Source organism: Novosphingobium sp. BL-S-24 (assembly GCF_055521575.1).
In genome coordinates this window covers 1,249,279-1,275,338 of the sequence record NZ_CM145488.1, presented here as the reverse complement: position 1 = coordinate 1,275,338, position 26,060 = coordinate 1,249,279, and the positions used below count along the sequence as shown (strand labels likewise).

The following is a 26,060-nucleotide window of genomic DNA, read 5'->3' as shown; positions in this document are numbered from 1 at the left end:
AATAAAAGGGGTCAACAAGAAGATTGTTGGGAGTGTTTGTGATGCGCAAAGGCCGGTTTTTGGCGATTTCTTCGAGCGTGGTGGCGCTGTGCAGCGGTTCAGGTTCGCTGGCTCCAGCCATGGCGCAGGACACCCTTGCCGCCGCTGAAACCGCTTCCGAAGCCGCTGGCGGTGACATCATCGTGACTGCTCGCCGTCGTGAAGAACGGCTGGTAGACGTGCCTATCGCCGTCACTAGCTTCAGCGGCGAACAGCTCGCACGGTCCGGCGCGATCGACGTCACGGAAATAGCCCAGTCGGCACCTAACGTGACATTGGAACCCTCTCGCGGTACGAACTCGACCCTAACGGCGTTTATTCGCGGTGTTGGTCAGCAGGACCCGGTCTCCGGGTTTGAGCAGGGCGTTGGCATCTATCTGGACGATGTCTATCTCAACCGCCCCCAAGCGGCCGTGCTCGATATCTACGATGTTGAGCGCATCGAAGTGCTGCGCGGTCCGCAGGGGACCCTCTATGGCCGCAACACGATCGGCGGCGCGCTGAAGTATGTGACCAAGCAGCTGCCGCAGGACTTCTCGCTCAAGGTGCGCGGTACGTATGGTACGTACGATCAGGCTGATCTGGTGGTAACCGCATCCGCTCCCGTCAGTGACCTGATCCGGGTAGGTGGATCGGTGGCGCGGCTCTCTCGCGGCGGGTTCGGCACCAACCTGACAACCGGTGACGACAACTACAACAAGGACATTTGGGCAGGCCGGGCGAGTGTAGACATCGGCGGCTATGGCGAACCGGTGCTGATCCGCATTTCAGGCGACTACACCAAGGACAAGTCCAATCCGCGCGGTGGTCATCGCCTGATCCCTGGTTACGCATCTGGTGCGCCGGTGCTGGACGATGTGTTCGATACGCGCGGTGGCCTCAACGATCCGCGGCAGGAAGTGGAGGCCTATGGCCTGGCGATCAACGCATCGGCCGAATTGACCGACAGGTTGACGTTCCGGTCGATCAGTTCGTGGCGCAAGGACAATAGCGCTTCTCCCATCGATTTCGATGCGCTCCCCGCCGTCGATCTCGACGTGCCGGCATTCTACCGCAATGAGCAGGTGAGTCAGGAATTCCAGCTGCTGTACGATGACGGCGGCATGGTGCAGGGCATGATTGGCGGTTACTATCTGTCCGCAAAGGCCGACACCCAGTTCGATACGCGCCTGTTCACCACGCTCAATGGCCTGACCGCGTTCACGCAGGCCGATGTCGATACGGAGACTTGGGCCGTGTTCGGCGATTTCACGTTCGACTTTACCGAACAGTTCAGCCTGTCGGTGGGCGGGCGCTACACATGGGACCAGCGCAAGGCGCAGATCCTGCGGCAGAACTATCTTGGCGGCGGATCGCCGGTATTCGGGGGAGCAGGTCTGCCATTCGGGGCACCCAGCACCAACTTCGATGGTGAAGCCACCTTCAAGAAGTTCACGCCCCGCGCGTCGATCAGCTTCAAGCCGACGCCTGATCACAACATTTACGCCAGCTTCAGTCAGGGCTTCAAGGGCGGCGGGTTCGATCCGCGTGGCGTCGGGGTGAATGCTCCTGCGGCGCGGCCCGGCTTCCCCACCAATGCCGAAGTGACCGATTATCTGAGCTTCAAGCCCGAGACGGTCGACAGCTACGAGATCGGCTACAAGGCAAACCTGTTCGGTGGCGGTCTCTATGTTGCCGTCGCTGCGTTCCAGATGGATTACAAGGACGTGCAGATCCCCGGCTCTGCCGGCTGTACGGTGGGCGGTATTCCGACGTTCTGCGGCATCATCACCAACGCGGGCAAGGCCCGTTTCCGAGGCGTGGAACTGGAAGCGACCGCGCGTCTGGCTCAGGATATGCTGTCTGCTGGAGACCGGTTGAGCCTGTCCGGTTCAATGGGCTATATCGATGCGAAGTATCTAGAATACATCGCGAACATCCCGGTAAATCCGGCGATCCCTGCGGTCACCCAGCCCACCGATGTCGCAGATTTCCGTCAGGTTCAGAACACGCCCAAGTGGACCGGCAGCGCGACTTTGTCCTACACCACGCCGGTCGGGGAGGGGGATCTCTCGCTCAGCACTACATATTCCTACCGCAGCAAGACCTACCAGTTCGAAATCCCGAACCCGTATCTCGATCAGAAGGGATATGGGCTGCTTGACGCCAGCATCGTTTACACCGCGCCGGGTAGCCGCTGGACGTTCGGTGTCCATGGCAAGAACCTGTTCGACAAGCAGTACAAGACCTCGGGCTATACGTTCCTGGCTGCGGATCCCGTAACCGGCGCGCTGCGTACAGCCCCCAACGGACGGTTCATCCCGACGCTGGGCACCGAGGGCACGCTGACCGCTTTCTACGGCAATCCGCGTCAGGTCTTCGCCACGGCGACGCTCGCGTTCTGATGCTCGGAACTTCGGCCTCAGTCACCCCGATTTATATGGGGTGACCGAGCCTCAGGCGTAGCGGCACCGCTGGCCGGAAAGGAGATACCATGGACTATCATGTCCATCGCTACCGCAGCGCATGCGAGCGGCTCGATCTGGTTGCGCGGGTCTATCCGGCGGCCAGAGAAACTGCGCCTGACTTGCTGCTGATGCACGGGCTGACGCGCAACAGTGCTGATTTCGAGCCTTTGGCGGCGCACCTTGCTGGACGCTACCGCCTGATCGTGCCGGACCAGCGGGGCAGGGGGCTTTCGCAATGGGACTCTGATGCCGCTGAGTATCGACTGGATGTCTATGCCCAGGACATGCTTGCGCTGATCGATGATTTGGGGCTCGTCCGGCCTGGCATCATCGGCACGTCGATGGGCGGCCTGATGGCCATGGTCATGAATGCGTTGCGGCCGGATTTGGCCCAGGCGATCATATTCAATGATATCGGCCCGGTGCTCGATCCGGCGGGGCTGGCCCGGATCCAGGGATACCTTGGACCAGCCAGTGCGATGAGCGGCTGGAGCGAGGCATCGGCTCGAACCCGCGGCATCAATGCGCCTGCCTTCCCCGACTTCGGGGATGCGGACTGGGATGCATTCGCGCGCCGGATTGCCCGGGAGAACGCCGATGGCACCGTATCGTTCGCTTATGATCCTGCCATATCGAAAAGCTTCGCCGGGGACGATCCACAGGCGGTCCCGCCTGACGCTTGGCCGCTGTGGGACGCGCTCGACGCAGTTCCCGTACTGGTCGTTCGAGGCGCGTTGTCCGATCTTCTGAGTGTGGAGACGGAGGCGGAAATGCGGCGGCGTCACAGCGGACCTTATGCCAGCGTGGACGTTCCCCGCGTGGGCCATGCCCCCATCCTTGACGAGCCATCTGCGCTCGGCGCGATCCTGCCGTTCCTGGACCAACATATGTCCTGATCACGATGCGCGGGCGCAGTCCGTGCTTGCGCGACACCGGACAATATCGAAAGCAGAGATCATGGAGCGCCCGATGCCGGAAGCAGAATCACCGACCCCGGCACGTTCCGGTGCTTCGCCCAATCTGGTTCTGGCGATGCTGCTGCTCGTCTACATCTTCAATTTCGTGGACCGACAGATCCTGTCGATCCTTGCTGCGCCGATCCAGGCGGACCTTGGGCTTGATGACGCACAATTGGGAATGTTGGGCGGGCTGGCGTTCGCTATCCTCTATTCGACGCTGGGCGTGCCGCTGGCCTGGCTGGCAGATCGTACCAGCCGGTCGTGGGTCATTACCGGCTCCCTCGTCTTATGGAGCGGGTTCACCGCAGCCTGCGCGCTCGCGCAAGGCTTTTGGCATATCTTCCTGGCGAGATTAGGCGTCGGAATCGGCGAGGCGGGCGGTGTTGCACCGTCTTACGCCGTGATCGGCGACCACTTTCCCAGCCATCGCCGCGCGCTGGCACTGTCGGTCTATTCGCTTGGCATACCTTTAGGTTCAGCGGCAGGAGTGCTGGCGGGCGGCTATGTGGCGCAGGCGGTGGACTGGCGTACGGCCTTTCTGGTGGTAGGGCTGGCCGGGATCGTCATCGCCCCGCTGTTCAAGCTGGTGGTGCGTGACAAACCGCGTGCAGTGCGAACCCCATCATCCGCACCTGCCGTCCGGTTTGCCGAAGTGGCGGCGACCCTGGCGGGCAAGCGTGCGTTCTGGTTTCTCAGCTTTGGTGCAGCTTCCAGTTCCATGCTCGGGTATGGCCTTGCGTTCTGGCTGCCGAGCCTTCTGCAACGCAGCTTCGGCCTCGATCTGGTGCATACGTCCTGGTTCATCGGCGCGGTGCTGCTCTTGGGCGGATGTGTCGGCGTCCTGCTAGGTGGAGTGCTGGCCGATCGGCTCGGGAAGGGAGACCGGGCGTGGTACGGGCGAGTGCCTGCGATCGCGTTCGTCTGCGCCGTTCCCTTGTTCGCCGGCGGCATCTGGACATCCAGCGTCCAAGTGGCGTTCCTTCTGTTTCTGGTGCCTCAGGCCTTGGCCTATTTCTGGCTTGGTCCAGTGACGAGCGCGGTTCAGCACTTGGTCGATCCCCCCGCTCGCGCAACCGCCTCAGCGCTGTTTCTTCTGATCAACAACCTTATCGGATTGGGCGGCGGCATCTATGCGCTAGGCGCTCTGTCAAAAGCCCTGGTCCCGGTGTGGGGGACGGAATCACTGCGGTATTCCATGCTGTTCGGGCTGTGCCTTTACCTTCTGGCGGCGCTGCTGATGACGCTGGCCGGTCCTGCCTTGCGCCGTGAATGGGTTGCCGAAAAATAGAGGCAGCAACTCCGACGCCGCCCCGGTGTTCAAGGACCAATGGCAAGCAGCCAAATCCCCTCGACGGAGCATCAGCGTTGGAACCCGACCAGACGACAAACAGTCCTGAACCACCCGACGCACCGCACAAGGGCGGCCCGCCCAAGAACCTCGCAAAGCTTGCGATCGCGGCCGTCGTGATGTTTCTTATTGCCATCAGCGTGGTGTGGCTGGCAGGCGAACTACTTCAGCGACCGGGTCAGGATCCAGGGTCGCTGGAACGTCAACAGGCTCCGTCACCCAGCCCATAAGGGAAGGGGCATGACACGAGTCTTGTCAAAACAGCGGATCGTTCTGAACATGGGGTGGAGGAAAATGGTGCCGGCTACAGGATTCGAACCCGTGGCCCCCTGATTACAAATCAGGTGCTCTACCAACTGAGCTAAGCCGGCACGCCGAAACGGGCGTTGGCGCGCCCTTACCGCGAGCGGGGGGGCGTGGTCCAGTCAGAAAACCACCGACACTGCATTTCCGTTGCTTCGGGGGGCTCACGATGCCCCGAAGGTCCAACCTTCGGTCTGGGCCAACTCACTCGTCAGTTCGGCAGGGTGCCAGAGGTCTTCGCGGGCGGCGTTGTTTCGCAGCCATGCCGAGGTGACGAGGGCATCGGCGCTGTGATCATCGATCGGTCCTTCCCCCGTGGTCGTCGCGTCGGACCCCAGGGCGATCAAAGCGCTGTTGAGCGCAGCGTGGTCGGTCATTTTCGCGCGACTGGCGGTACGCCCGGCGGCGATGGCAGCCATCGCGGTGTAGATTTCGACGATTACCGAACCAGATGCGGGCAACGGATCGACTGGCCACACTGGAACCTCGCCTTTCAGGCGATGCAACAGCCGCATGCCGGTGAGGCTGGACTTGCCCACTTGCGCTGCTCCCACAAGATTGAAGTTGGAATACGGCTTGCATCCCGCCCGCGCCTGGGCGGTTTCGGTTACCCGCATGCGCCCGCGTTTGTGCGACGCATCGGCCAGGTGGAAACGCGTTCCCTCGCGTCCACCATGGCGGCGAAAATAGGCGCTCAAAACAGGATGGTCGACGAGGCTGGATGCTGACAGGTGGGGATCATCAGCGCAAATCGCATCGATCAATGCCCACAATGCCCGCGCATCGGCGGGACTGTCAGTCCAGCCTGGGAAGAAGGCCCCGGCATCTGCAAAAGGCAGGGATATGCCAAGGTCCATCCCGACCAGTGTGTCGTGGGGCAGATCGTGACGCAGCAGATGCAGCACATCCAAGCGCGACCAATGAGCATGGTGCGAAGGGCGCAACAGACGCGGCGCTTGCGATCCGGCTGCGCAAATGGCCACCGCGATTCCCTTTTGCCGTTCGCCCAAGGCGCCGGACCAGTCGATGGCCATGAAATTGCGGAAATGCACGGCTATTCGCCGCGTCGTTCGCTGCGTTTCTTGTCCCACCATTCAAGCCGCTTCTTTACGTCACGTTCGAAGCCGCGCTCCACTGGTTCGTAATAGACTTGAGGGCCGATCTCGTCAGGCCAGTAGTTGTCTCCCGAGAAGCCATCCGGCGCGTCATGGTCATACGCGTAGTCCTTGCCGTAACCGATGTCTTTCATCAGCTTCGTCGGGGCATTCAGGATGTTGGCCGGTGGGCTCAGTGACCCGGTTTCGCGCGCGCTTTTGAACGACGCCTTGAAGGCGGCGTAGGCCGCATTCGATTTGGGCGCGGTGGCGAGATAGAGGCAGGCCTGCACGATCGCCAGTTCGCCCTCGGGAGAGCCGAGAAACTCATAGGCATCCTTGGCCGCCAGACATTGCACGAGGGCCTGCGGATCGGCGAGGCCAATGTCTTCGCTGGCAAAACGGACTAGCCGGCGCAGCACGTAAAGCGGTTCCTCCCCCGCCGTCAGCATGCGCGCCATGTAGTACAGCGCCGCTTGCGGGTCCGACCCGCGCAGTGACTTGTGAAGGGCGCTGATGAGGTTGTAGTGCCCGTCCCGATCCTTGTCGTAAACGGCGACGCGGCGTTGGAGGAATTGGCCGAGGCCTGCCGGATCCAGCGGATCGGCTATGTTCGCGGCATAGAGCGTTTCTGCCTGGTTGAGCAGGAATCTCCCGTCCCCATCGGCAGACGCGATCAGCGCCTCACGCGCATCGGCGTTCAGGGGGAGGGGGCCTTCCAGTTCCTCGGCCTTGGCGAGCAGGGCAGACAGCGCATCCGCATCCAGACGGTGAAGGATCAGAACCTGCGCACGGCTTAGCAACGCGGCATTGAGGGCGAAGCTGGGATTTTCTGTAGTCGCCCCGACAAGGGTCACCGTGCCGCGTTCGACGAAAGGCAGGAAACCGTCCTGCTGCGCGCGATTGAAGCGGTGGATTTCGTCCACGAAAAGCAAGGTCCGCTGTCCGGCCTTTGCGGCCAGGTCAGCCTCGGCGAAGGCTTTCTTGAGATCGGCCACGCCGGAAAATACCGCAGACACCGAATGGAAGCGCATGCCCACGGCAGCGGCAAGCAGGCGCGCGGTGCTGGTCTTGCCAGTTCCAGGCGGTCCCCACAGGATCATGGACGAAAGGCGACCGGCGGCGACCATCCGGCCGATCGCGCCATCGGGACCGGTAAGATGCTCCTGACCGACCACGTCAGCCAACGTGCGCGGACGGAGACGGTCCGCCAGTGGCGCGTCCTCGCGCAGTTCGCCAAGCTCTCCGGCGTGAGATGACGGGGGCGGCAGGTCATCGGCAAATAGGTCGGCCATGGATGGCATCTAGCGATTATCTGCGGCGATTGCAGGGGGTGAATGCAGCAGTTATGTCGAGAGACACGGGAGAACGCTGATGGGACGCGGGCGATTGAGGGTTTCGGCGCGGGTATATTGGCTGGTCGCGGTATTGGCGCTGCTGTGGAATGCCTTCGGCTGTCTTGACTTCGTGCTGACCGCGTCGCGCAATCTACACTGGCTGAAATCGCTGCCACCGGCATATGTGGACTGGCTGGATTCCGCTCCGACCTGGTCCCTGGTTACGTGGGCGCTGGGTGTCGGCGGCGGATTGGTCGGCAGCGTGTGCCTTCTGGTTCGTTCGCGCTTCGCTGTGCCTGCGTTCATCGCTTCCTTGGTGGGACTGGCAGGCAATCAGGTGTGGCAATGGACGACGCCGATTGCATCGGGGGTGATGACCACCGGAGACGCCCTATTGAGCGTAGGCGTCTGGCTCATCGCCATTTCGCTCGCTGGATACGCCGTCGCGCAACGGCGAGCGGGCGTGCTGCGTTAGGTGTCCACCTGTTCGGAGCGAGGGACAATGGCTGAGACGATCACCGATCTTCGATTGCAAATGGAAGCGGCAGCAGCGCGCAGCGATTTCGAGGAAGCCGCTCGGCTGAGGGATCGGATCAGCATTCTGCGCGCTTCGCCGGATACAGAGGAAGAACCGAACTTCGATCCATCGGGCCTGACCCGCCAGCGCCCCGGAAGCATGGGGCTGGGCACCAGTCGCCAATCCGTCACTCCCCCGGAAGGATGGAAGCCTCCGAAAAAACCGGATCCGATGACCCGGCACAAGAAATAGAAGTGCCAGGCCGATCGGTCGCGTTGAATAGCGATGCCGACCCGCAGCGAAGGGAGTATGCTCGGTTCTACAGAGAAGGGGAATCGCTGCATGCCACACCCGTTCGGCCTCGACATGATGACGGTGATGGGCCTCGATCCCGTTCAGCACGTCAACCTTGCAGCGGACCTTGGCTGCCGCGCAATTTCGTTGCCGGTGAAGCCGCTAACCGGACAACCCAATCCCCACGGATACGCAGACTGGTCCCTGCAAGAGAACGCTGAACTACGCAGAACCTTGAAAGCCGTGCTGGCAGATCGAGGGGTGACGATTGCGCTGGGCGAGGGATTTGGACTTTTTCCCCGGCGCGAAGCGGCGGACCTCGCAGCCGACATGGACGTGCTGGCCGACCTTGGTGCCGAGCGGATCAGCTCGGCCGACATGGGTGCCGAGCGCAATCGGGCGATCGAGGAGTTCGGGTTGCTTGCTCAGATGGCTGCCGATCGCGGCCTGGACTTTGTGATCGAATTCTCGCCGGTGCTGACCCTTCGCTTGTTGAAGGAAGCACTCGATGCGGCACGGCAAATCGGGTCGGGCAAAGCGTCCATCCTGATCGATGCGATGCATTTTTTTCGGTCAGGCGGGAAACAGAGAGAAATTGCGGAACTCGACCCCGCGATGATCGGCTATGTTCGGATCAGCGACGTCCCGCGCAATGGCGTCGGCGACTATCAGCACGAGGCATTGCTCGGGCGGCTGATACCGGGGCAGGGCGACCTGCCGCTACGCGAATTCGTCGATGCACTCCCGCGGGGGCAATTGCTGGGGCTGGGCGTGCCCCTTGTCGCAGCCGCCGAGAATGGGCGAACGGCTGAGGATTACGCGGGCGAGATCATCACCCGTACCCGTGAATTGCTGGCGTGAATCGCGTTATTTGGCCGACGCCCGGATCATCTCCGCCCCCTTTTCCGCGATCATCATCGTCGGGGCGTTGGTGTTGCCGGAAGTGATGGTGGGCATGACGGATGCATCGATCACGCGCAGCCCATCAATGCCGATGACGCGCAGTTGATCGTCCACCACCGCGCCCATCGCCGCCGTGCCGACCGGATGGAAAATCGTGGTGCCTATCTCGGCAGCAGCCTGCTGCAATTCATCTTCGGTTTGAAAAGCGAGGCCGGGGCGAACTTCTTCGGGGTGGTAGCGAGCCAAGGCTGGTTGACTGACGATGGAGCGGGTGATGCGGATTGATTCGGCCGCGACCTGGCGATCCTCTTCGGTGGACAGGTAATTTGGGCGGATTGACGGTGCGTCGGCCGGGTTGGCGCTGATGATACTGCTGGTCCCCCGGCTTTCCGGGCGCAGATTGCACACACTCGCCGTAAAAGCGGGAAAAGGATCGAGGGCACCGCCGAACGCAGCGAGGCTCAGGGGCTGGACGTGATACTCCAGGTTGGCGGTCGCAAATCTGGGATGGCTGCGTGTAAAGACGCCGAGCTGGCTGGGAGCCATCGCCATCGGTCCGGTCCGCCGGAAGAGGTATTCCATCCCGATGAAAGCTTTGCCGATGATATTGGCAGCCTTGGCATTTAGAGTGGCAACGCCCGAGACCTGCCACGCACAGCGAAGCTGGAGATGGTCCTGCAGATTGGCCCCTACTTCCGGTCGGTGGAGGATCGACCTGATCCCCAACGCCGTCAGGCGCCGTGCATCGCCGATGCCGCTTCGTTCCAGAATGGCCGGGGAACCGATCGCTCCGGCTGAGAGGACTACTTCCCCACCAGCCCTTGCTTCCCGCCGGACACCATTGACCGAATAGGCAACGCCTGTCGCGCGGCCATCCTCGATCATGATGTGGTCGACCAGAGCACCGGTCTCGACCTTTAAATTTGCACGCGTGCGGACCGGCTTGAGGAAAGCGTCGGACGCGCTCCAGCGCCAGCCTCGTCGCTGGGTCACCTGGAAAAAGCCGGCGCCTTCATTATCGCCGGTGTTGAAATCGCGGGAATGGGGAATGCCCTGTTCCTCGCAGGCATCGCGGAAGGCTTCGAGGATGTCCCAGCGGAGGCGCTGACGCTCGACGCGAATTTCGCCGCCGCTGCCATGAAAGCGGTCCGCCCCCGCGTAGTGATCCTCGGCCCGCGTGAAGTAGGGCAGCACGTCGTCCCACCCCCAGCCGACGTTTCCTGCCTGTCGCCAGCTGTCGTAATCGGCGGCCTGACCGCGCATATAGATCATGCCGTTGATCGATGAGCAGCCGCCGATCACTCGACCACGCGGATATTTTAATGATCTTCCGCCAAGACCAGCCTCTGGCTCGGTGGACATGCACCAGTCGGTACGGGGGTTGCCGATGCAATACAGGTAGCCGACTGGAACCTTGATCCAGACGTAATTGTCTTTCCCGCCCGCTTCGAGCAGCAATACCCGATTCTTCGGATCCGCGCTGAGGCGGTTGGCTAGTACACAACCAGCGCTGCCACCGCCAATGACGATGTAGTCAAAGTCTCCCATGGAAGGTGGCTAGAATGTGATCGAGCGCTCAGCAAGTAGCCATAGTGCCGGGTGGCAGCAGCAGAATTGCTTCAAGGATCCAGCATTAACGGCTTGGCAATCCTTTGCAGCTAGATACAGGCGTACAGGAGATGGCGACTATGTCGTCAGATTTGACAGGAGCCGTCGGCAGCCTGGCAGGTCAATCGTCGGGGGGCGAAAGACCAGCAAGGGGACGGGATCGCAGCCATTTTGCGTTCGGTAACCGCCAACGCAGACGGCTCCTGCCAATTTCTGGTTTCCCATTCAGAGGAATAGATGGTTAGGACTAGCTTCCTAGCGCGTGCTGCTCTGCCGTAACCGACTGCCCTCTCGACGGACCGTTGGATATCGCGCCGGTTATCCAGATTGCCGACATTGCGATTACCGCCAAAGCAAGACTAGTCATAAGAACGTATCTGACAATGTGCGGTGTACTTCCTCCACGCGCTTCATCTTCGTCGAGATGTACTTCGTCTCCCAAGCGTTGCATCAATGCTCTCCCGCCGGTCCGACGGTGGTCTTGGCGGCCACGCTAAATCCGGACCATCTTCTCGAACGCCAGGTGGTGATCGAAAGTTCCCAAAGCCTGTAAAGGTAAAACTGAAGTCTAAGCCGCTGGACGGGCTGGAGTGGGCGACAAAAGGTCCAATGTCCGGTCATCGCGGCGCGCTTGGCAAAACGCATCCAATGCGTGTGCAAAGCGATCGGCTTCGCGACTATTCCGCAAGGCCGCGAGTTCGAAAAGGGTTATCGAGCTGCAGAATTTTATAGCATCGATATGCCCCAGAATACTGGCGGCGCTTCGACGTCCTGCCCATCTCAGCATAAGTTCGGTGCATTCCGCCAGCCTTGGCCCAAGAACGGGGTGAGCGAGATAGCGTCTCGCTTCGCCCAGTCCGTCGATCGCGTAAATCTGGGCGGTAGGACTGACGCCAAGTCCCGCGAGTTGCGGGAAGATGAACCACATCCAATGGGTCTGTTTCGCGCCAGCGACGAGCTCCGCTCTGGCCTGCGCAAAAGCTGAGTCCTGCGCGGTGACAAAACGTGCCAGGCTTTTCTCAAGCATTTTGTGGTCGACGTCAGTGCCGACCTTTCTTGAGATCGATCACTGCGTCTGACCCTGCTGCTGTTCTTCTACTACCGCCTTGTGCGTATCCGCAGTGCCGCCACCGGTATCGGGAGACGAGATTGCCCCCGTCATCCAGATCGCGGTCATCGCTATCACCGCCAGAACCAGACTGATGAGAAGGACGTAGCGCACGACTCCCGGCGTCGAGCCGCTGCGCGCTTCGTTCTTGTCGAGATGTACTTCCTCGCCGCGGGTTTCCATGCGTGTCTCCGATTGCAGCGGGTCACAAACCTGACCCTTTCAATCGACAACACGCCAGAGCGGGCAGCGTTCCGTTACCCGCCCTGGGCAATTTTCAGGTCAGTCGCGCAGCAGTTCGTTAATTCCGGTCTTCGAGCGGGTCTGCGCGTCGACGGTCTTGACGATAACAGCGCAGTACAGGGAAGGCCCGGGGGTGCCGTCCGGCAGGGGCTTGCCGGGCAGCGAGCCGGGGACGACTACGGCGTAGGGAGGCACGCGGCCGATGTGCACTTCGCCTGTCGCGCGATCGACGATCTTGGTCGATGCGCCGATGAAAACACCCATCGAAAGCACCGCTCCTTCGCCCACGATCGCGCCTTCGGCCACTTCCGAACGAGCGCCGATAAAGGCATTATCCTCGATAATGACCGGTCCGGCCTGCAGCGGTTCAAGCACGCCGCCGATCCCGACGCCGCCCGAAATGTGAACATTCTTGCCGATCTGGGCGCACGAGCCGACGGTGGCCCAAGTATCGACCATCGTGCCCTCGCCAACGAAGGCGCCAAGGTTGACGAAGCTGGGCATCAGCACCACGCCCTTGGAGATATGCGCGCTGCGACGCACGACTGCACCGGGAACGACGCGTATTCCGGCAGCCTTGAAGCGTCCTTCGTCCCAACCCGCGAACTTGAGCGGCACCTTGTCAAACGCCGGCGCACCGGCGGCACCGTAATCGACGACTTCATTGTCGGACAAACGGAAGCTCAACAGCACGGCCTTCTTTAGCCATTGATTGACAACCCACTCGCCGTCGATCTTTTCGGCCACGCGAGCCTGGCCCGAATCCAACAGTTCCAATGCCTCGTCGACAACTTTGCGCACGTCTTCGCTGGCAGGAGTGACGGTGTCACGGGCGTCGAACGCGGCTTCGATCTTGGCAGCGAGGTCGGACATGGATTGGTCTCCGAAGGGGTGTTCTTTCGCGGCGCGGCCTAGAGGTTGACGCTTGCGGGGACAAGCAAAGTTTCCCGCTGATCCGCAGTCATCGGCCTGACGTGAGGTTTTTATCGTAGCTTGAGGTTCGGGAGCTGGATCCGTGTCAATCGCCCGGTTGCATCAGTTCGCGAACGAAGCCGATCAGCCCGGTCTGCCGTGCGCGTCGCATGCGTTCGGCGGCAAGGATCTTTTTCACTTGCTCGAAACAGCTTTGTATATCGTCGTTGACCACGACATAATCGTAACCGTCCCAATGGCTTATTTCGGACCGCGCCCGCTCCATCCGACCATGGATAACCTCCGCGCTGTCGGTGCCCCGACCGGTCAGACGGCGGCGCAGCTCCTCGATGCTCGGCGGTAGCAGGAATACGCGAACGACATCACGCTCCAGCTTTTGATAGAGCTGCTGGGTTCCCTGCCAGTCAATATCGAACAGGTAGTCCTGACCATCCTTCAGCCCGCTTTTGACCTGCGCCTTGGGGGTCGCATAGCTATGCCCGAAGACCGTCGCCCATTCGAGGAATTCTCCGTCCTCCGCCATGCGGTCGAACGTTTCCTGGCTGACGAAGTGATAATCGACGCCATCGACCTCACCCGGGCGCGGCGGGCGAGTCGTGCAGGAAATGGAGTTGCAGATATGCGGATCGTCTTGAAGCAGCATCCGCGAAACCGTCGTCTTACCTGCCCCCGAGGGCGACGACATGATGAACATCAGGCCACGCCGGGAAAGCGTACCAGTGGTGTCGGGCGATGGGGCAGTCTGGACCATATCTCCCGATGCCGACGCCAGCGCTGCAAATCAAGGTTGAAGCCCATTGCCTGGGTATCGAGGACCGGCGTTTATTCCTTTTGTTCGCCCTCTTCGGCCATTTCGTGCAGTTGGGCAGCTCCTTCCTCACGCGCATGCCTCGCATTGCTGCGGTCGTAGAGCGTCTTGGCAATCAGGGCGCCGCCGATGAAGATGGCGCCCGGCACGGAACTGAGTGCAACCCGCGCCAGCGCACCATGAACCAGCGTTTCGGTAATGGTACGACCTTTGAGGATCGACTTGGCCTTGCGCGGCGAATAGCTGGCGCCCAACACTCCGCGCTCCACTGCACGACGAGCGAGCGTGGTGCCGGTGCGCAAGACGATATCGGCGATGACCAGATTGGTCGCTGGATTAGGGCTCGGGCCGTGAAGCTCGCCGCCATTGTCAGCCAATTTTTTCAGGCTCACAGGGGCAACCTTTACGGCGCCTACTGCCTTCTTTGCGTGATCCCTGATCTTCGTCGCCATCGCCTGCGCCCTATGTGTGGCGGGCGATATGCCCGATCACTTCTTTTTGCCGAAATCCACCGAGACGACGTTCGAGCCGTCTTCACTCGGAGTAATGCGCGAGGCGACATCGCGTTCCGATTCGTCGTTGCCGGCGGTGCCTGACATATCTTCCTCGTCATCGTCCGACATGGCCTGGAACTGAAGGCCGAAGTCGACAGCCGGATCGACGAACGCCGTGATGGCCGAGAATGGAATGTCCAGTTTGGACGGCATCTGGTTGAAGCTGAGGCTTACCGTAAATCCGTTTTCAGTAACGCCAAGGTCCCAGAACTTGTTCTGCAGGACGATCGTCATTTCATCCGGGAAGCGCGCGCGAAGATCATCGGGAACGCTGACGCCCGGGGCGCCTGTCTTGAACGTTATGTAGAAATGATGAGCGCCGGGAAGGACGCCGTTGGAAGCCTCCACTTGGCCAAGCACGCGGCCGACCACGGCGCGCAGCGCTTCCTGCACGATTTCATCATAGGGGATCAGGCTGTCTGGCGGGGTATCGTTCATCGCGCCCTACGTGCTCATGGTTCTTTGATGGGTCAAGCGTGTTCGCATGTAAAATAGCATGGCTGGACGGGTTTTCCCTAGGCGATGACCGACTTGGCCAGCGCAATGTCACTGATGGAACGCATTCGGTGGCCGGTTGGTGCCCTTTGGACCACCAGCGGAATTGATTCCGTCGGCCACGGGTCTATAGGCGCTGCCATGCGCACCGCCTCGATCATCCGCAAGACGCACGAAACCGACATCGAAGTCGAAGTGAATCTCGACGGGACGGGAGCCTATGCGGTTTCCACCGGCATCGGTTTCCTGGACCACATGATCGAGCAGTTCAGCCGCCATTCGCTGATCGACATCACCTGTCGCATCAAGGGCGACCTCCACGTAGACCAACACCATACCACCGAAGACAGCGCGATTGCGATCGGTCAGGCGATCACCCAGGCGCTGGGCGACAAGGCTGGGATCGGTCGGTACGGTGATGTGAACTCCCCAATGGACGAGGCGCTATCCCGCGTGTCGCTTGACATCTCCGGGCGACCTTACCTTGTCTGGAAGGCCGCATTCACGCAGGAGAAGCTGGGCGAGTTCGACACCGAGATGGTCGAGCACTGGTTCCACTCGATTGCCCAGGCGGTGGGCATCACGCTGCACATCGAACTGCTCTACGGCACCAACAACCACCACATCTGCGAAGGCATTTTCAAGGGTTTCGCCCGCGCCATGCGCAGCGCGGTAGAACTGGACCCGCGCAAGGGCGGGGCAATCCCTTCGACCAAGGGCATCCTGGGTCAGGCGACGCTGTGATGCCCAGCTTCATTCTCTCGCTTCGCTACACCGCCGATCTTGAAGAGGTCGACGCCCTGATGAATGATCACGTCGCCTGGTTGAAAAAGAACCACGCGGCCGGCCATTTCGTCGGCTGGGGGCGCAAGAAGCCTCGCGATGGCGGGATCATTCTGGCCACGGGTGAAAGCCGGGAGGCCCTCGCAAAACTGGCAGCAGGCGATCCGTTCGTGGCTGGCGGGGTGGCTGAAGTCGAAGTGATCGAATGGGCGCCCAGCTTCCTCGGCGATAGCGTTGCCGGGCTGAAATGACGCTGGCCCTGATCGATTACGGGGCGGGCAACCTTCATTCCGTCGCCAACGCGCTGAGGGCGGCTGGTGGACAGGACGTGTCGATCACCGCCGATCCCAACGTCGTCCGGGCGGCAGACCGTATCGTTCTGCCCGGCGTCGGTTCATTTCGCGCCTGCGCCGAAGGACTATGGGCCATTCCCGGTATGGTCGAGGCGATGACCGAGCGGGTGCAGGTGGGCGGCGCGCCGTTTCTGGGTATCTGCGTCGGCATGCAGCTGCTGGCGACGCGCGGGCTGGAGCACGGCGTGACGGACGGACTTGGCTGGATCGAAGGGCAGGTCCAGTTGATCGAGCGCACCGATCGGGCGATCAAGATCCCCCACATGGGCTGGAACGACGTTGCCCTTGGTCGCGCCGACCCCGCCAGTGGCCTGATTGAACCCGGCGAGGCGTATTTCCTCCACTCCTACCACTTCGCCCCTGACGACGGCCATGACATCGCGGCGATGACCGACCATGGCGGCGGACTGGTTGCCGCCGTGGCCCGCGACAATGTGGTGGGCGTCCAGTTTCACCCTGAAAAGAGCCAGGGCTACGGCCTTTCGCTCCTGACCCGTTTCCTCGATTGGACGCCCTGAACATGATCGTATTTCCCGCCATCGACCTCAAGCAGGGGCAGGTCGTGCGTTTGGCCGAAGGCGATATGGCGCGCGCCACGGTCTATGGGGACGATCCGGCGGCGCAGGCGATGCTGTTTGCCGAGGCTGGATCGCAGTTCCTGCATGTCGTCGACCTAGACGGGTCCTTCGCAGGCCGGGCCGAAAACCGCGAGGCGGTGGAGGCTATCGTCGCGGCGTTCCCCGGCCATGTGCAGCTTGGGGGCGGTATCCGCACGCCGGACGCGGTAGCGGGGTGGTTCGATCTTGGCGTATCGCGTGTCGTCATGGGAACCGCAGCGCTGAAGGACCCTCAATTCGTCAAGGACATGGCGAAGGAATTTCCCGGCGGCATCGTCGTCGCGGTGGACGCCCGAGACGGCATGGTCGCGACCGAAGGCTGGGCCGAAGTCTCCGACGTTTCCATCGTCGATATGGCCCGCCGGTTCGAAGACGCTGGCGTTGCATCCCTGCTGTTCACCGACATCGGCCGTGACGGCCTGCTGAAAGGCGTGAACATCGACGCCACGGTCGATCTTGCCCGCCGCACCGACCTGCCGGTGATCGCCAGTGGCGGGGTGAAGGGCCTGGACGACATTCGCTTGCTGGCCCTTCACGCCAAGGACGGCATCGAAGGCGTCATCACCGGCCGCGCGCTGTATGATGGGCGGCTGGATCTGGCGGCGGCGATCCAGATGGCAGAGCGCGAAGGGTGAACGAGAACCGCCTCATGGCGGTGCTGTCGCTCGCCATTTTCGTGCCTGCGGCGATCTGGGCGTTCAGAGACTATCGCGAGGGCAAGGCGCGGCTGATGGTGTTCAGCCGCCGCCGGTCCCCCATCATCGCACACCGCGCTGAGGACGTGCGCAAGTTCTGGCTTTATACCGGCTTCAACTTCGCCTTGTGCGCCATCGTGGGCGTGTTTGCCGTCCTGCTGTTCTTCAAGCCTGTGGAAGTCATGCCATGACCGTTCGGATCAGAGTCATTCCCTGTCTTGATGTGCGGGACGGCCGGGTGGTGAAGGGCGTGAACTTCGTCGACCTGAAGGATGCCGGCGATCCGGTGGAACAGGCCCGTGCCTATGATGCGGCGGGCGCGGACGAGCTTTGCTTTCTGGACATCTCCGCCAGCCACGAGGGGCGTGGCACGTTGCTGGACGTCGTGCAGCGCACCGCCGAAGTCTGCTTCATGCCGCTGACCGTGGGTGGCGGCGTGCGCACGGCAGAGGATGCCCGGGCGCTGCTGCTGGCCGGGGCGGACAAAGTGGCGGTCAATTCCGCTGCGGTGTCCCGTCCCGAAGTGGTGGCCGACATTGCCGAGAAATTCGGATCGCAGTGCATCGTCGCTTCCGTCGATGCGCGGCGGACGGGGCCGGGCCGGTGGGAGATTTTCACGCACGGCGGGCGTAAGGCGACCGGGATCGATGCGCTGGACCATGCGGTGAAGCTGGCGGGCTTTGGAGCGGGCGAACTGCTGGTGACGTCGATGGACGGCGACGGCACGCAGAACGGCTATGACCTTGAACTGACCCGGGCCATCGCCGATGCCGTGGCGGTGCCGGTGATCGCCTCGGGCGGGGTGGGCAACCTGGACCATTTGGTCGCCGGGGTGACGCAAGGCCATGCCAGCGCGGTGTTGGCCGCATCGATTTTCCACTTCGGCAAACATTCCATCGGCGAGGCGCATGCCGCCTTGCGCGCTGCGGGGCTTCCGGCCCGAGGGTGAGTTAGTTGATGAAACACATGCGCGGACATGCTTTCGTAAAGGCGTCCGGCGGTGGGGCGAGCGACGATTGGAAAGAGCCGCAGGCACTCTATCATGCCTGCCCGATGTAGGAAAATTTGCCGGTGTAACCGGGGACGGAAGGGTGGTAGTAACACCCCGTCTTTCCACTGACCCGTTACGGGACATGGGGTGGACCGTGCTTGCTGCGACGCGGTAAGAAGGCGATCTGGCAGTTAGTCAACTCGACTCGCAGGGAAATATCGGTGAACATTCTGAAGTACCTGCCTGCGCTGGCCCCCATGATCGTGGCGTCCAGCCCGGCCCATGCCGCCGGTGGAATCCCGCTGCCCGAGCCGAGCAGCATGCTCCTGCTCGCGCTGGGCGTCGCCGGCGTGGCGATCGGCCGCAAGCTTTCGACCAAGCGCGGCGAGGACTGAGCGCGGGGCAACCCCTCCGACAATTCTGTTTCCGAAGTCAGGCCATGCTTCGGCCTGCTTCTCGCGCCAACTCCCATCACCGCTTGACCCCGCCGCGCGCCGGTCGCATTTGACCGGCATGAGCAGTCCAGACACTCTTGCCCGCCTTGAGGCGACGATCGCCCAGCGGCTCGGCGCCGATCCCCAGTCCAGTTATGTCGCCAAGCTGCATGCCCGCGGCACCGGCAAGATCGCGCAGAAACTGGGCGAGGAAGCGACCGAGACGGTGATCGCCGCGCTGACCGAAGGCCGCGAGGCGCTGGTGGGCGAAGCGGCAGACCTGATCTTTCACTTGATGGTGCTGCTGGCCGACAAGGGCGTGCCTTTGGCCGACGTCCTGGCCGAGCTTGACCGCCGGGAAGGCGTGTCCGGCATCGTTGAAAAGGCCGCGCGGCCCCAGTCCTGAACCATAGGGAGTTCCCATGCCCATCGATCCCCGCCTGCCGTACGACGCCGACAATATCTTCGCCAAAATTCTACGCGGCGAACTGCCATGTTCGAAGGTCTACGAGGACGAGCATGCGCTGGCGTTCAACGACATTCGCCCGCAGGCGCCGGTCCATGTGCTGGTGATCCCCAAGGGCGCTTACGTTTCGTGGGACGATTTCACCGCCAAGGCCGACGATGCCGAAATCGCCGGGTTCATGCGCGCGGTGGGCAACGTGACGCGCCAGCTTGAGCTGGACGGCCCCGGCTATCGCCTGATGGTGAACATGGGCGGGGCGGGCCATCAGGAAGTGCCGCACCTCCACGTCCACATCTTTGGCGGTCGCCAGTTCTTCCAGATGATCGCTGACTGATCGGGTGCTGATCATATGCCGATCGCGCTGGGGGGCATCGTAACCGACTGTTCACCACGCAATTCGGCCTGCGAACCGGGTTTTCCGTGGCATCGGGCTTGAAGTCGCGCCCGGCGGCGTTACACAACCGCGCTGAATGACGGATACCCAGCTTTCCCCGCCCGTTCCGCAGGCCAATCCTTCCCCACAGGCAGGCGTAATTAACGGCGACGTCCATCGCTATGCCTTGCGTGTCTTCTATGAAGATACCGATGCGGGCGGGGTGGTCTATCACGCCAATTACTTGCGCTGGTTCGAACGCGCGCGGTCCGATCTGCTGGACGTCTTGGGGATCGACCAGCGCGGTGCGCTTGAAGCTGGAACCGGGCTGTACACCGTGGCGGAGGCGAACTTGCGCTATCTAGCCCCCGCACGCCTCGGCGATGCGGTCGTCATCGACACCTGGGCAGAGGCCGTGGGCCGCGTTTCCGCGACCCTGCGGCAGACCGCGCGATGCGGCGCGAACCGGCTTTGCGAGGCGACCGTAAAGGTAGGGTTCATCAGTCCTGAAGGACGACCGCGCAGACAGCCTGAGGCGTGGCAACGCGCTTTCACCACCTTGCAACCCATCGCATCAGACCCCTCAACCGGTTCAGATACGGCCAATCCTGGCCCGGAAGGACAAGAATGACGTTCGACCTGCTTGCTTCCACCATCTCGTTCGCCGGTGATTCCAATCACGTGAACCCGGTAAAGCTGTTCCTCGATGCCGATATCGTCGTTCAGGCGATCATGGCCGGTCTGGTCCTGGCAAGCGTCTGGGTATGGATGATCATCGTCACATTCACGATGCGCATGGGCGCGGTATCCCGCCGGTGCGACGAATACGAAGCGGGCTTCTGGGAAGCCCAGAATTTCGACACGTATCAAAAGGAACGCCGCCGAGGCGATGTGCCGATGGGCAAGGTCGCGGGCGCGGGTCTGGGTGAATTCAAGCAGAATTCCACCGGCAAGGTCGATGCCGAAGGCGCGCGCCAGCGCATCGCCCTGATCATGAACGCCGCCGTGGTGGAAGAAGCGGACAAGCTCTCCAATCGTCTGAACTTTCTGGCGACGGTCGGCTCGGTGGCCCCGTTCGTTGGCTTGTTCGGCACGGTGTGGGGCATCATGAACAGCTTCTTCCAGATCGGCCAACAGCAGAATTCCTCGCTCGCGGTGGTCGCTCCCGGCATTTCGGAGGCACTGTTCGCCACCGCGATCGGCCTGTTCGCAGCCATCCCGGCAGTCATCGCTTACAACCGCTTCTCGCATAAGGTGAACGGCTTCGAAGCGCGGCTGCAGCGCTTTGCCGACCATCTCCATGCCGCGCTGACCCGTCAGCTGGAGCAGCGCTGATGGCAATGGGCATGTCCGGCGGCGGGCAGCGTCGCGGCCGTGGGCGCCGCGCGGGCGGGCCGATGGCGGAAATCAACGTCACCCCGCTGGTCGACGTGATGCTGGTGCTGCTGATCATCTTCATGGTCACCGCGCCGCTGCTGAAGGCAGCCGTGCCGATCGAACTGCCCGAAACCCGCGCCAAGGCGATGGGTGAGGAGCAGGGCCAGATCACCATCACCCTGCGCCGCGATGGCGCGATTTTCTATGAAACGGACGAACTCGCGCCCGGCGAACTGGCCGATCGTCTGGCCTCCACCGCGCCCGGACCGGACGGCAAGCCGCCGCTGGTCACGCTGCGCGCGGACAAAGCGCTGGACTATGGCCGGGTCATGGAAGTGATGGGCGAACTCAACCGCGCGGGCTTCAACTCGATCTCGCTGGTGAGCGATGTCAGCGGCGGTTAAGGCGGGGGTGATAGGGTTTTCCTGATGGCGTCCAAGGTTCTGCGCAAGGATGAGGGCATCGGCCTGGTCGTCGCGGTGCTGCTGCATCTGGCGGTGCTGGGCGCGATCCTGTTCAGCCCGCGCGCCAAGGACGTGGTGCCGCCCCCCCAGCGTATTGAAGTGACGATCAGCCCGGATGTGGCGATGACGTCCACCGCGCCCAACCCCAACAGCCAGGCGGCGGCGGATACCAGCCCCGATCAGGGCGAGCCCGCGCCGGAAGCCGCGCCCGCTCCGGCAGTGGAGCCAGCGCCCGCACCGTCTCCCGAACCCCGTCCCGCACCCGAGCCGGAACCGGTGGTCAAGCCGGAGCCCAAGCCGAAGCCCGAGCCAAAGCCGGAACCCAAGCCTGAGCCAAAACCGAAACCCGCGCCCAAGCCGGTTCCGAAGCCTAAGCCTGCTCCTAAACCGGCACCGAAACCGGCGCCGAAGCCAGCTCCCAAGCCGGTGCCAAAACCGGCGCCCAAGCCTGCGGCGAAACCGGCGCCAAAGCCTGCTCCACCGCGCAAGGCTCCGGCCAAGCCCGCGCCGCGCGGGTCCAGCCCGATCGACAGCATCGTCAAGTCCGCGCCCAGGAACTCGGCCGCGGGCACCAGCAAGACGGCCGCGCCGCCCAAGAAAGCGGGCAGCAGCGCCTTTGACGATGCGTTCAAGGCAGGGACGCCCGGTGCCAAGCCCGCTGCGGCCCCGGCCCCCACCGGCACTCCGGCGGCGCAGATCGGCCCGGCGCAGCGCTCCTCGCTCAACGCCGCGATCGGGCGGCAGATCAAGCCGCACTGGCAGGCCCCGCAGGGCGCGGATGCGGAACTGCTGGTCACCCGCGTGCGCTTCCGCCTCAACCGCGACGGCAGCCTGAACGGGGAACCGCAGATCGTCGGCACCACCGGCAAGAACGACGCCAACGAACCACAGGTAAAGCGTCATCAGGAACAGGCGATCCGCGCGGTGAAGCTTGCCGCGCCGTTCAATCTGCCCGATGACCTGTACGAAGGCTGGAAAGTCGTCACGACCATCTTTGACAGAAGGCTATCGCAATGAAGATAACCCGCATCCTTGCCCTTGGTCTGCTGCTTTCGGTATCCGGCGCGGCCTATGCCCAGATGGCGCCCGCACCGGCTCCCGCACCAGCGCCCGCTCAGGCCGAGCAGGGCGAAGGCGGCCTGGAAGTCACCGTATCCGACGAAAGCGAATGGCAGGATCTTGGCATCGCCATCACCAGCTTCGCCACCGATGCGGACGTGCCGACGCAGACCAATGCCGGGACCACCGCCGCGCTGGGGCGTGCCCTGTCGCAAGTAGTTGCGGGTGATCTCAAGAACAACGGCCTGTTCAAGCCCACCGGGCCGGACGGGCTGCCGCAGCCGGGTTATCCGCAAGTCCAGTCCCCCGACTACGGCGTCTGGGCCGGGCGCAACGCGCAGATGCTGGTGCAGGGTTACGTGCGGGCGGGCGCGGACGGCAACATCACCGTCGGCTGCTATCTCTACGACGTCTCGCTCAAGCAGCAGCTGGTGAAGGGCGGCTGGCAGGTTCCGCCGTCGGACTGGCGGCGCGCGGCCCACAAGTGCGCGGACATGGTCTATTCGCGCCTGTCCGGCGAAAGCCCGTTCTTCGATTCCAAGATCGCCTACATCGCCGAAACCGGGCCGAAGGGTAACCGCATGAAGCGGCTGGCGATCATGGACTCGGATGGCGCCAACCACCGCTATCTCACCAGCGGGCAGGCGATGGCGCTGACCCCGCGCTATTCGCCCGACTATTCCAAGATCCTTTACCTGTCGTACCTGAACGGCCAGCCGAGCATCTATGCCTATGATCTGGCGACCAACCGCCAGACGCTGATCGCGCGCACCGGCAGTCCTACGCTTGCCCCGCGCTGGTCGCCCGATGGCAAGTGGGTGCTCTATTCGATGGCCAAGGGTGGCACGACCGATATCTACCGCGTTTCCTCGGCTGGTGGCGGCACGCCGGAACGGCTGACCAATGGCCCCGGCATCAACATCGGCGGCAGCTATTCGCCCAACGGATCGCAGATCGTGTTCGAGAGCGATCGGTCGGGCAGCCAGCAGATCTATGTGATGAACGCGGACGGTTCCAACCAGAAGCGCATCAGCTTCTTCGGCGGTCGTGCCGCGACGCCGGAATGGAGCCCGCGCGGCGACCAGATCGCTTTTACGCATATTGCCGGCAACCTGCGGATCGCGGTGATGACGCCCAGCGGCGGCGGCCTGCGTCACCTGACCGATTCCTGGCAAGACGAAGCGCCCACCTGGTCCCCGAACGGACGCATCGTACAGTTCTTCCGCACCACCAAGACCAGCGGCGTCGCTTCCATCTGGCAGGTCGATCTGACCGGCAGGAACGAGCGCCAGCTGCCGACCCCGGTCGGCGCTTCTGACCCGGCATGGGGTCCGGTGCGGCCCTGAACCTTCCCGCGCCGCCCGATCGTGCGGGCAGTCGGCGCGGGTTCAGGTTGACTATGTATGGAATTGAACGGAACTTCACACCATGCCGCCCATTTCGTTGGGTTGAGCAGCATAGGAGATTGACCGATGCCAACCGTCCTTTCGTTACCCCGCATGAATCGCGCCGGGACCGTCGCCATCGTCGTCGCCGGTGCGCTCGCGATGTCGGCTTGCAGCAAGAAGCCGCCCGCCCAGCTCCCGCCAGAGCCGGGTACCTCCGCGACGGACACCTCCTCGTCCGGTGGCGGAATGGGCGCTGCCACGCCGGGAAGCCAGGCCGATTTCATCCAGCAGATGATGGGGTCGGACACGATCTACTTCGCGCTCGACAAGTATGACGTCGATCCCGAAGATCAGCAGGCGCTCGCCAAGCAGGCGCAGTGGCTGGCGCAGTACCCGAACAAGCGCGCCACGATCGAAGGCCATGCGGACGAGCGCGGCACCCGCGAATACAATCTGGCGCTGGGCGAACGCCGCGCCAACTCGGCCAAGAACTACCTGATCAGCCTGGGCGTGGCCCCGGCGCGCCTCTCGACGATCAGCTATGGCAAGGAACGCCCGATTGCGCTTGGTTCGGATGAACAGTCCTGGGCACGCAACCGTCGCGCCGTGACCGTGACGATCGACTGATGCTTGCCCGGCGTGGTGCGGATCTGCGCCATGCCGGGCTGCACGCGCACGGTTTGCAAGAGTCCGTCCACCTGTCCCGCCCGGCATCAGGGGTTGCATTGCGCCCGAGTCCCGGCCTATCGCGATCCCAATGAGCCGAGTGCGCCGATCTACCGACTGGGGTTTCCCGCGATGGCGCGGTTATGGCAGCTCGCGCGATGCGGCGCAGGTGCGCCTGTGCGATCGCCATGGCTGCAACGAACCGGGGGACTGCCCCGCCCCGAAAAGCCCGAACAACCCCGATCGCTGGTATTTCTGTCAGAAACACGCCGCCGAATATAACTCGGGGTGGGACTACTTCGCCGGGCTGGACGCCGAAGAAGCCGCCATGCGCGAGGCGCAGGAGCGGTCAGACTTTTCGGGATACAAGGAATCGGCGCACTACGGCTGGGCCGGTTCAGGCGATGGCAGCCGCAGCGGCGATGAACTGCGCGCGCTGGAAGCCCTGGGGCTGGAACCGGACGCCGATTTCGACGCGGTGAAGAAAGCCTGGCGCACGCGCGCCAAGGAAGTCCACCCGGACGTGAAGCCCAACGACGCCGAAGCCGCCAAGGCATTCCAGACCTACCAGGTCGCCTACGAAGTCCTGCGCGCCGCCGAAGAACGGCGCGAGTGGCGGGGCTGACCCTGCTCAGGCGCTGAAAGCCCTGATCCAAAACGACAAAGGGCGCGGCCATTGGCCACGCCCTTTGCGTTTGCGATGATCGCAATGCTTATTTGGGCGAGAGCACCATCAGCATCTGGCGGCCTTCCATGCGGGGATAGGCCTCGATCTTGGCGATTTCCTCGCAATCGACCTGGACGCGGCGCAGCAGGTCCATGCCCAGCTGCTGGTGCGAAAGTTCGCGGCCGCGGAAGCGCAGGGTGACTTTCACCTTGTCGCCATCGTCGATGAAGCGGTGGATGTTGCGCATCTTCACGTCATAGTCGTGGTCGTCGATGTTCGGACGCATCTTGATCTCCTTGATCTCCTGCGTCTTTTGCGACTTGCGCGCGGCATTGGCCTTTTTCTGGGCTTCATACCGGTACTTGCCGACATCGAGGAACTTGCACACCGGCGGGTCGGCGTTGGGCGACACCTCAACCAGGTCAAGGCCAACCTCGGCCGCCTGATCGATTGCCTGGCGCGTGTACATGACGCCGAGATTCTCGCCGTCCTGATCGATGACCCGGACTTTGTCCGACTGGATCATGTTATTGAAACGCGGTCCACTCTTGACCGGTGGCGTCATCATGCGCCGGGGTGGGGGTGCTATAAGCGTTCTCCTGAATCGTTATTGTCGTCGTGCTTGGATTCGGGGTCAATAATGCGATTTGCGCGACCAAGCAAAGCGGGAAATCGCGTCAACCGATATGAGCCCCCGGTCGGCGTCCCGACCAGGCGGCGTATATGGGAAGCCGCTG

Annotated in this window: 32 protein-coding genes and 1 tRNA gene; 22 read left to right on the top strand and 11 right to left on the bottom strand. The window is 62.7% G+C overall.

Annotated elements, in window-relative coordinates:
• The first annotated feature begins 41 nt into the window (after positions 1–41).
• The 3 genes from ACZ1JM_RS11330 to ACZ1JM_RS11320 all read left to right on the top strand — a co-directional run bounded on the left by ACZ1JM_RS11330 (position 42) and on the right by ACZ1JM_RS11320 (position 4,733).
• On the top strand, positions 42–2,423 hold the full coding sequence (locus ACZ1JM_RS11330) for a TonB-dependent receptor (protein ID WP_465134901.1): 2,382 nt from the start codon (positions 42–44) through the stop codon (positions 2,421–2,423).
• Between the two features lie 89 nt (positions 2,424–2,512).
• The gene (locus tag ACZ1JM_RS11325; protein WP_465134900.1) at positions 2,513–3,382 is read left to right on the top strand and encodes an alpha/beta fold hydrolase; all 870 of its coding nucleotides are present in this window, start codon (positions 2,513–2,515) and stop codon (positions 3,380–3,382) included.
• 73 nt (positions 3,383–3,455) lie between these two features.
• Complete coding sequence (locus ACZ1JM_RS11320; protein ID WP_465134899.1) at positions 3,456–4,733, top strand: spinster family MFS transporter; 1,278 nt, start codon at positions 3,456–3,458, stop codon at positions 4,731–4,733.
• 355 nt (positions 4,734–5,088) lie between these two features.
• Here ACZ1JM_RS11320 and ACZ1JM_RS11315 read toward each other — a convergent pair.
• The 3 genes from ACZ1JM_RS11315 to ACZ1JM_RS11305 all read right to left on the bottom strand — a co-directional run bounded on the left by ACZ1JM_RS11315 (position 5,089) and on the right by ACZ1JM_RS11305 (position 7,485).
• Positions 5,089–5,164, bottom strand: a tRNA-Thr gene (locus tag ACZ1JM_RS11315).
• A 96-nt stretch (positions 5,165–5,260) separates the two neighbouring features.
• A complete protein-coding gene (locus tag ACZ1JM_RS11310) occupies positions 5,261–6,130 on the bottom strand; it encodes a hypothetical protein (protein ID WP_465134898.1) in 870 nt (289 codons plus the stop codon).
• Between the two features lie 20 nt (positions 6,131–6,150).
• Positions 6,151–7,485 (bottom strand): replication-associated recombination protein A, encoded by a 1,335-nt coding sequence (locus ACZ1JM_RS11305; RefSeq protein WP_465134897.1) that lies wholly within the window; start codon positions 7,483–7,485, stop codon positions 6,151–6,153.
• A 79-nt stretch (positions 7,486–7,564) separates the two neighbouring features.
• On the opposite strand from ACZ1JM_RS11305, the gene ACZ1JM_RS11300 reads away from it, so the two are divergent.
• From ACZ1JM_RS11300 to ACZ1JM_RS11290, 3 genes are all read left to right on the top strand, one after another.
• Positions 7,565–8,002, top strand: a complete 438-nt coding sequence (locus tag ACZ1JM_RS11300; RefSeq protein WP_465134896.1) for a hypothetical protein — start codon at positions 7,565–7,567, stop codon at positions 8,000–8,002.
• 27 nt (positions 8,003–8,029) lie between these two features.
• Positions 8,030–8,296, top strand: coding sequence for a UvrB/UvrC motif-containing protein (locus tag ACZ1JM_RS11295; RefSeq protein WP_465134895.1), 267 nt, complete (start codon positions 8,030–8,032; stop codon positions 8,294–8,296).
• A gap of 90 nt (positions 8,297–8,386) precedes the next feature.
• Positions 8,387–9,199, top strand: coding sequence for a sugar phosphate isomerase/epimerase family protein (locus ACZ1JM_RS11290; RefSeq protein WP_465134894.1), 813 nt, complete (start codon positions 8,387–8,389; stop codon positions 9,197–9,199).
• A gap of 6 nt (positions 9,200–9,205) precedes the next feature.
• Here ACZ1JM_RS11290 and ACZ1JM_RS11285 read toward each other — a convergent pair whose 3' ends face one another.
• The 7 genes from ACZ1JM_RS11285 to ACZ1JM_RS11255 form a co-directional block, all read right to left on the bottom strand.
• Entirely contained in the window at positions 9,206–10,789 is a 1,584-nt protein-coding gene (locus tag ACZ1JM_RS11285; RefSeq protein ID WP_465134893.1) for a GMC family oxidoreductase, read from the bottom strand.
• 628 nt (positions 10,790–11,417) lie between these two features.
• Positions 11,418–11,876, bottom strand: a complete 459-nt coding sequence (locus tag ACZ1JM_RS11280; RefSeq protein WP_465134892.1) for a DUF1810 domain-containing protein — start codon at positions 11,874–11,876, stop codon at positions 11,418–11,420.
• A gap of 39 nt (positions 11,877–11,915) precedes the next feature.
• A complete protein-coding gene (locus ACZ1JM_RS11275; protein WP_465134891.1) occupies positions 11,916–12,140 on the bottom strand; it encodes a hypothetical protein in 225 nt (74 codons plus the stop codon).
• Positions 12,141–12,239: 99 nt separating this feature from the next.
• A complete protein-coding gene (gene dapD, locus ACZ1JM_RS11270; RefSeq protein ID WP_465134890.1) occupies positions 12,240–13,073 on the bottom strand; it encodes a 2,3,4,5-tetrahydropyridine-2,6-dicarboxylate N-succinyltransferase in 834 nt (277 codons plus the stop codon).
• A 145-nt stretch (positions 13,074–13,218) separates the two neighbouring features.
• Complete coding sequence (gene gmk, locus ACZ1JM_RS11265; RefSeq protein ID WP_465134889.1) at positions 13,219–13,884, bottom strand: guanylate kinase; 666 nt, start codon at positions 13,882–13,884, stop codon at positions 13,219–13,221.
• A 71-nt stretch (positions 13,885–13,955) separates the two neighbouring features.
• On the bottom strand, positions 13,956–14,393 hold the full coding sequence (locus ACZ1JM_RS11260; RefSeq protein WP_465134888.1) for a hypothetical protein: 438 nt from the start codon (positions 14,391–14,393) through the stop codon (positions 13,956–13,958).
• Between the two features lie 36 nt (positions 14,394–14,429).
• On the bottom strand, positions 14,430–14,933 hold the full coding sequence (locus tag ACZ1JM_RS11255; RefSeq protein WP_465134887.1) for an SspB family protein: 504 nt from the start codon (positions 14,931–14,933) through the stop codon (positions 14,430–14,432).
• A 198-nt stretch (positions 14,934–15,131) separates the two neighbouring features.
• Between ACZ1JM_RS11255 and hisB the strand changes: the two genes are divergently transcribed.
• The 16 genes from hisB (at position 15,132) to ACZ1JM_RS11175 (ending at position 25,281) form a co-directional block, all read left to right on the top strand.
• Complete coding sequence (gene hisB / locus ACZ1JM_RS11250; protein ID WP_465135046.1) at positions 15,132–15,734, top strand: imidazoleglycerol-phosphate dehydratase HisB; 603 nt, start codon at positions 15,132–15,134, stop codon at positions 15,732–15,734.
• Complete coding sequence (locus ACZ1JM_RS11245; protein WP_465134886.1) at positions 15,734–16,024, top strand: YciI family protein; 291 nt, start codon at positions 15,734–15,736, stop codon at positions 16,022–16,024. Before hisB ends, ACZ1JM_RS11245 begins: the two co-directional genes overlap by 1 nt.
• Positions 16,021–16,644 carry an imidazole glycerol phosphate synthase subunit HisH gene (gene hisH, locus ACZ1JM_RS11240; RefSeq protein ID WP_465134885.1) on the top strand — a complete coding sequence of 208 codons (624 nt, stop codon included), beginning with the start codon at positions 16,021–16,023 and terminating at the stop codon, positions 16,642–16,644. Before ACZ1JM_RS11245 ends, hisH begins: the two co-directional genes overlap by 4 nt.
• A 2-nt stretch (positions 16,645–16,646) precedes the next feature.
• A complete protein-coding gene (gene hisA, locus ACZ1JM_RS11235; protein ID WP_465134884.1) occupies positions 16,647–17,378 on the top strand; it encodes a 1-(5-phosphoribosyl)-5-[(5-phosphoribosylamino)methylideneamino]imidazole-4-carboxamide isomerase in 732 nt (243 codons plus the stop codon).
• Positions 17,375–17,629 (top strand): hypothetical protein, encoded by a 255-nt coding sequence (locus tag ACZ1JM_RS11230; RefSeq protein WP_465134883.1) that lies wholly within the window; start codon positions 17,375–17,377, stop codon positions 17,627–17,629. The genes hisA and ACZ1JM_RS11230 overlap by 4 nt, the downstream gene beginning before the upstream one ends.
• A complete protein-coding gene (gene hisF / locus ACZ1JM_RS11225; protein ID WP_465134882.1) occupies positions 17,626–18,387 on the top strand; it encodes an imidazole glycerol phosphate synthase subunit HisF in 762 nt (253 codons plus the stop codon). Before ACZ1JM_RS11230 ends, hisF begins: the two co-directional genes overlap by 4 nt.
• A gap of 263 nt (positions 18,388–18,650) precedes the next feature.
• Positions 18,651–18,824, top strand: coding sequence for a PEP-CTERM sorting domain-containing protein (locus tag ACZ1JM_RS11220; RefSeq protein ID WP_465134881.1), 174 nt, complete (start codon positions 18,651–18,653; stop codon positions 18,822–18,824).
• A 118-nt stretch (positions 18,825–18,942) separates the two neighbouring features.
• Positions 18,943–19,269, top strand: a complete 327-nt coding sequence (locus ACZ1JM_RS11215; RefSeq protein WP_465134880.1) for a phosphoribosyl-ATP diphosphatase — start codon at positions 18,943–18,945, stop codon at positions 19,267–19,269.
• A gap of 16 nt (positions 19,270–19,285) precedes the next feature.
• Positions 19,286–19,663, top strand: coding sequence for a histidine triad nucleotide-binding protein (locus ACZ1JM_RS11210; RefSeq protein ID WP_465134879.1), 378 nt, complete (start codon positions 19,286–19,288; stop codon positions 19,661–19,663).
• Between the two features lie 136 nt (positions 19,664–19,799).
• Positions 19,800–20,333: a YbgC/FadM family acyl-CoA thioesterase gene (locus ACZ1JM_RS11205; RefSeq protein ID WP_465134878.1), complete on the top strand. Its 534-nt coding sequence runs from the start codon at positions 19,800–19,802 to the stop codon at positions 20,331–20,333.
• A complete protein-coding gene (gene tolQ, locus ACZ1JM_RS11200; protein ID WP_465134877.1) occupies positions 20,330–21,037 on the top strand; it encodes a protein TolQ in 708 nt (235 codons plus the stop codon). The genes ACZ1JM_RS11205 and tolQ overlap by 4 nt, the downstream gene beginning before the upstream one ends.
• The gene (locus ACZ1JM_RS11195) at positions 21,037–21,483 is read left to right on the top strand and encodes an ExbD/TolR family protein (RefSeq protein WP_465134876.1); all 447 of its coding nucleotides are present in this window, start codon (positions 21,037–21,039) and stop codon (positions 21,481–21,483) included. The genes tolQ and ACZ1JM_RS11195 overlap by 1 nt, the downstream gene beginning before the upstream one ends.
• A 24-nt stretch (positions 21,484–21,507) precedes the next feature.
• Positions 21,508–22,560, top strand: a complete 1,053-nt coding sequence (locus ACZ1JM_RS11190) for a hypothetical protein (RefSeq protein ID WP_465134875.1) — start codon at positions 21,508–21,510, stop codon at positions 22,558–22,560.
• Entirely contained in the window at positions 22,557–23,948 is a 1,392-nt protein-coding gene (tolB, locus tag ACZ1JM_RS11185) for a Tol-Pal system beta propeller repeat protein TolB (RefSeq protein WP_465134874.1), read from the top strand. The genes ACZ1JM_RS11190 and tolB overlap by 4 nt, the downstream gene beginning before the upstream one ends.
• Before the next feature lie 126 nt (positions 23,949–24,074).
• On the top strand, positions 24,075–24,617 hold the full coding sequence (gene pal / locus ACZ1JM_RS11180) for a peptidoglycan-associated lipoprotein Pal (RefSeq protein WP_465134873.1): 543 nt from the start codon (positions 24,075–24,077) through the stop codon (positions 24,615–24,617).
• 130 nt (positions 24,618–24,747) lie between these two features.
• A complete protein-coding gene (locus tag ACZ1JM_RS11175) occupies positions 24,748–25,281 on the top strand; it encodes a J domain-containing protein (RefSeq protein ID WP_465134872.1) in 534 nt (177 codons plus the stop codon).
• 88 nt (positions 25,282–25,369) lie between these two features.
• Here the strand turns inward: ACZ1JM_RS11175 and infC are convergent, their stop codons facing one another.
• A complete protein-coding gene (gene infC / locus ACZ1JM_RS11170) occupies positions 25,370–25,891 on the bottom strand; it encodes a translation initiation factor IF-3 (protein ID WP_465134871.1) in 522 nt (173 codons plus the stop codon).
• Between the last annotated feature and the right edge of the window lie 169 nt (positions 25,892–26,060).

What these genes read in the sequence shown, in the direction of transcription:
- ACZ1JM_RS11210 (WP_465134879.1), top strand. Translation starts at nt 19,286, where the DNA reads ATGCCCATCGATCCCCGCCTGCCGTACGACGCCGACAATATCTTCGCC.
- gmk (WP_465134889.1), bottom strand. Translation starts at nt 13,884, where the DNA reads ATGGTCCAGACTGCCCCATCGCCCGACACCACTGGTACGCTTTCCCGG.
- hisA (WP_465134884.1), top strand. Translation starts at nt 16,647, where the DNA reads ATGATCGTATTTCCCGCCATCGACCTCAAGCAGGGGCAGGTCGTGCGT.
- ACZ1JM_RS11215 (WP_465134880.1), top strand. Translation starts at nt 18,943, where the DNA reads ATGAGCAGTCCAGACACTCTTGCCCGCCTTGAGGCGACGATCGCCCAG.
- ACZ1JM_RS11280 (WP_465134892.1), bottom strand. Translation starts at nt 11,876, where the DNA reads ATGCTTGAGAAAAGCCTGGCACGTTTTGTCACCGCGCAGGACTCAGCT.
- infC (WP_465134871.1), bottom strand. Translation starts at nt 25,891, where the DNA reads ATGATGACGCCACCGGTCAAGAGTGGACCGCGTTTCAATAACATGATC.
- dapD (WP_465134890.1), bottom strand. Translation starts at nt 13,073, where the DNA reads ATGTCCGACCTCGCTGCCAAGATCGAAGCCGCGTTCGACGCCCGTGAC.
- ACZ1JM_RS11295 (WP_465134895.1), top strand. Translation starts at nt 8,030, where the DNA reads ATGGCTGAGACGATCACCGATCTTCGATTGCAAATGGAAGCGGCAGCA.
- ACZ1JM_RS11300 (WP_465134896.1), top strand. Translation starts at nt 7,565, where the DNA reads ATGGGACGCGGGCGATTGAGGGTTTCGGCGCGGGTATATTGGCTGGTC.
- ACZ1JM_RS11305 (WP_465134897.1), bottom strand. Translation starts at nt 7,485, where the DNA reads ATGGCCGACCTATTTGCCGATGACCTGCCGCCCCCGTCATCTCACGCC.
- pal (WP_465134873.1), top strand. Translation starts at nt 24,075, where the DNA reads ATGCCAACCGTCCTTTCGTTACCCCGCATGAATCGCGCCGGGACCGTC.
- ACZ1JM_RS11275 (WP_465134891.1), bottom strand. Translation starts at nt 12,140, where the DNA reads ATGGAAACCCGCGGCGAGGAAGTACATCTCGACAAGAACGAAGCGCGC.
- ACZ1JM_RS11255 (WP_465134887.1), bottom strand. Translation starts at nt 14,933, where the DNA reads ATGAACGATACCCCGCCAGACAGCCTGATCCCCTATGATGAAATCGTG.
- ACZ1JM_RS11290 (WP_465134894.1), top strand. Translation starts at nt 8,387, where the DNA reads ATGCCACACCCGTTCGGCCTCGACATGATGACGGTGATGGGCCTCGAT.
- ACZ1JM_RS11320 (WP_465134899.1), top strand. Translation starts at nt 3,456, where the DNA reads ATGCCGGAAGCAGAATCACCGACCCCGGCACGTTCCGGTGCTTCGCCC.
- tolB (WP_465134874.1), top strand. Translation starts at nt 22,557, where the DNA reads ATGAAGATAACCCGCATCCTTGCCCTTGGTCTGCTGCTTTCGGTATCC.
- ACZ1JM_RS11205 (WP_465134878.1), top strand. Translation starts at nt 19,800, where the DNA reads ATGACGGATACCCAGCTTTCCCCGCCCGTTCCGCAGGCCAATCCTTCC.
- ACZ1JM_RS11260 (WP_465134888.1), bottom strand. Translation starts at nt 14,393, where the DNA reads ATGGCGACGAAGATCAGGGATCACGCAAAGAAGGCAGTAGGCGCCGTA.
- ACZ1JM_RS11325 (WP_465134900.1), top strand. Translation starts at nt 2,513, where the DNA reads ATGGACTATCATGTCCATCGCTACCGCAGCGCATGCGAGCGGCTCGAT.
- ACZ1JM_RS11245 (WP_465134886.1), top strand. Translation starts at nt 15,734, where the DNA reads ATGCCCAGCTTCATTCTCTCGCTTCGCTACACCGCCGATCTTGAAGAG.
- ACZ1JM_RS11330 (WP_465134901.1), top strand. Translation starts at nt 42, where the DNA reads ATGCGCAAAGGCCGGTTTTTGGCGATTTCTTCGAGCGTGGTGGCGCTG.
- ACZ1JM_RS11285 (WP_465134893.1), bottom strand. Translation starts at nt 10,789, where the DNA reads ATGGGAGACTTTGACTACATCGTCATTGGCGGTGGCAGCGCTGGTTGT.
- hisB (WP_465135046.1), top strand. Translation starts at nt 15,132, where the DNA reads ATGCGCACCGCCTCGATCATCCGCAAGACGCACGAAACCGACATCGAA.
- ACZ1JM_RS11175 (WP_465134872.1), top strand. Translation starts at nt 24,748, where the DNA reads ATGAGCCGAGTGCGCCGATCTACCGACTGGGGTTTCCCGCGATGGCGC.
- ACZ1JM_RS11190 (WP_465134875.1), top strand. Translation starts at nt 21,508, where the DNA reads ATGGCGTCCAAGGTTCTGCGCAAGGATGAGGGCATCGGCCTGGTCGTC.
- hisF (WP_465134882.1), top strand. Translation starts at nt 17,626, where the DNA reads ATGACCGTTCGGATCAGAGTCATTCCCTGTCTTGATGTGCGGGACGGC.
- tolQ (WP_465134877.1), top strand. Translation starts at nt 20,330, where the DNA reads ATGACGTTCGACCTGCTTGCTTCCACCATCTCGTTCGCCGGTGATTCC.
- ACZ1JM_RS11310 (WP_465134898.1), bottom strand. Translation starts at nt 6,130, where the DNA reads ATGGCCATCGACTGGTCCGGCGCCTTGGGCGAACGGCAAAAGGGAATC.
- ACZ1JM_RS11195 (WP_465134876.1), top strand. Translation starts at nt 21,037, where the DNA reads ATGGCAATGGGCATGTCCGGCGGCGGGCAGCGTCGCGGCCGTGGGCGC.
- hisH (WP_465134885.1), top strand. Translation starts at nt 16,021, where the DNA reads ATGACGCTGGCCCTGATCGATTACGGGGCGGGCAACCTTCATTCCGTC.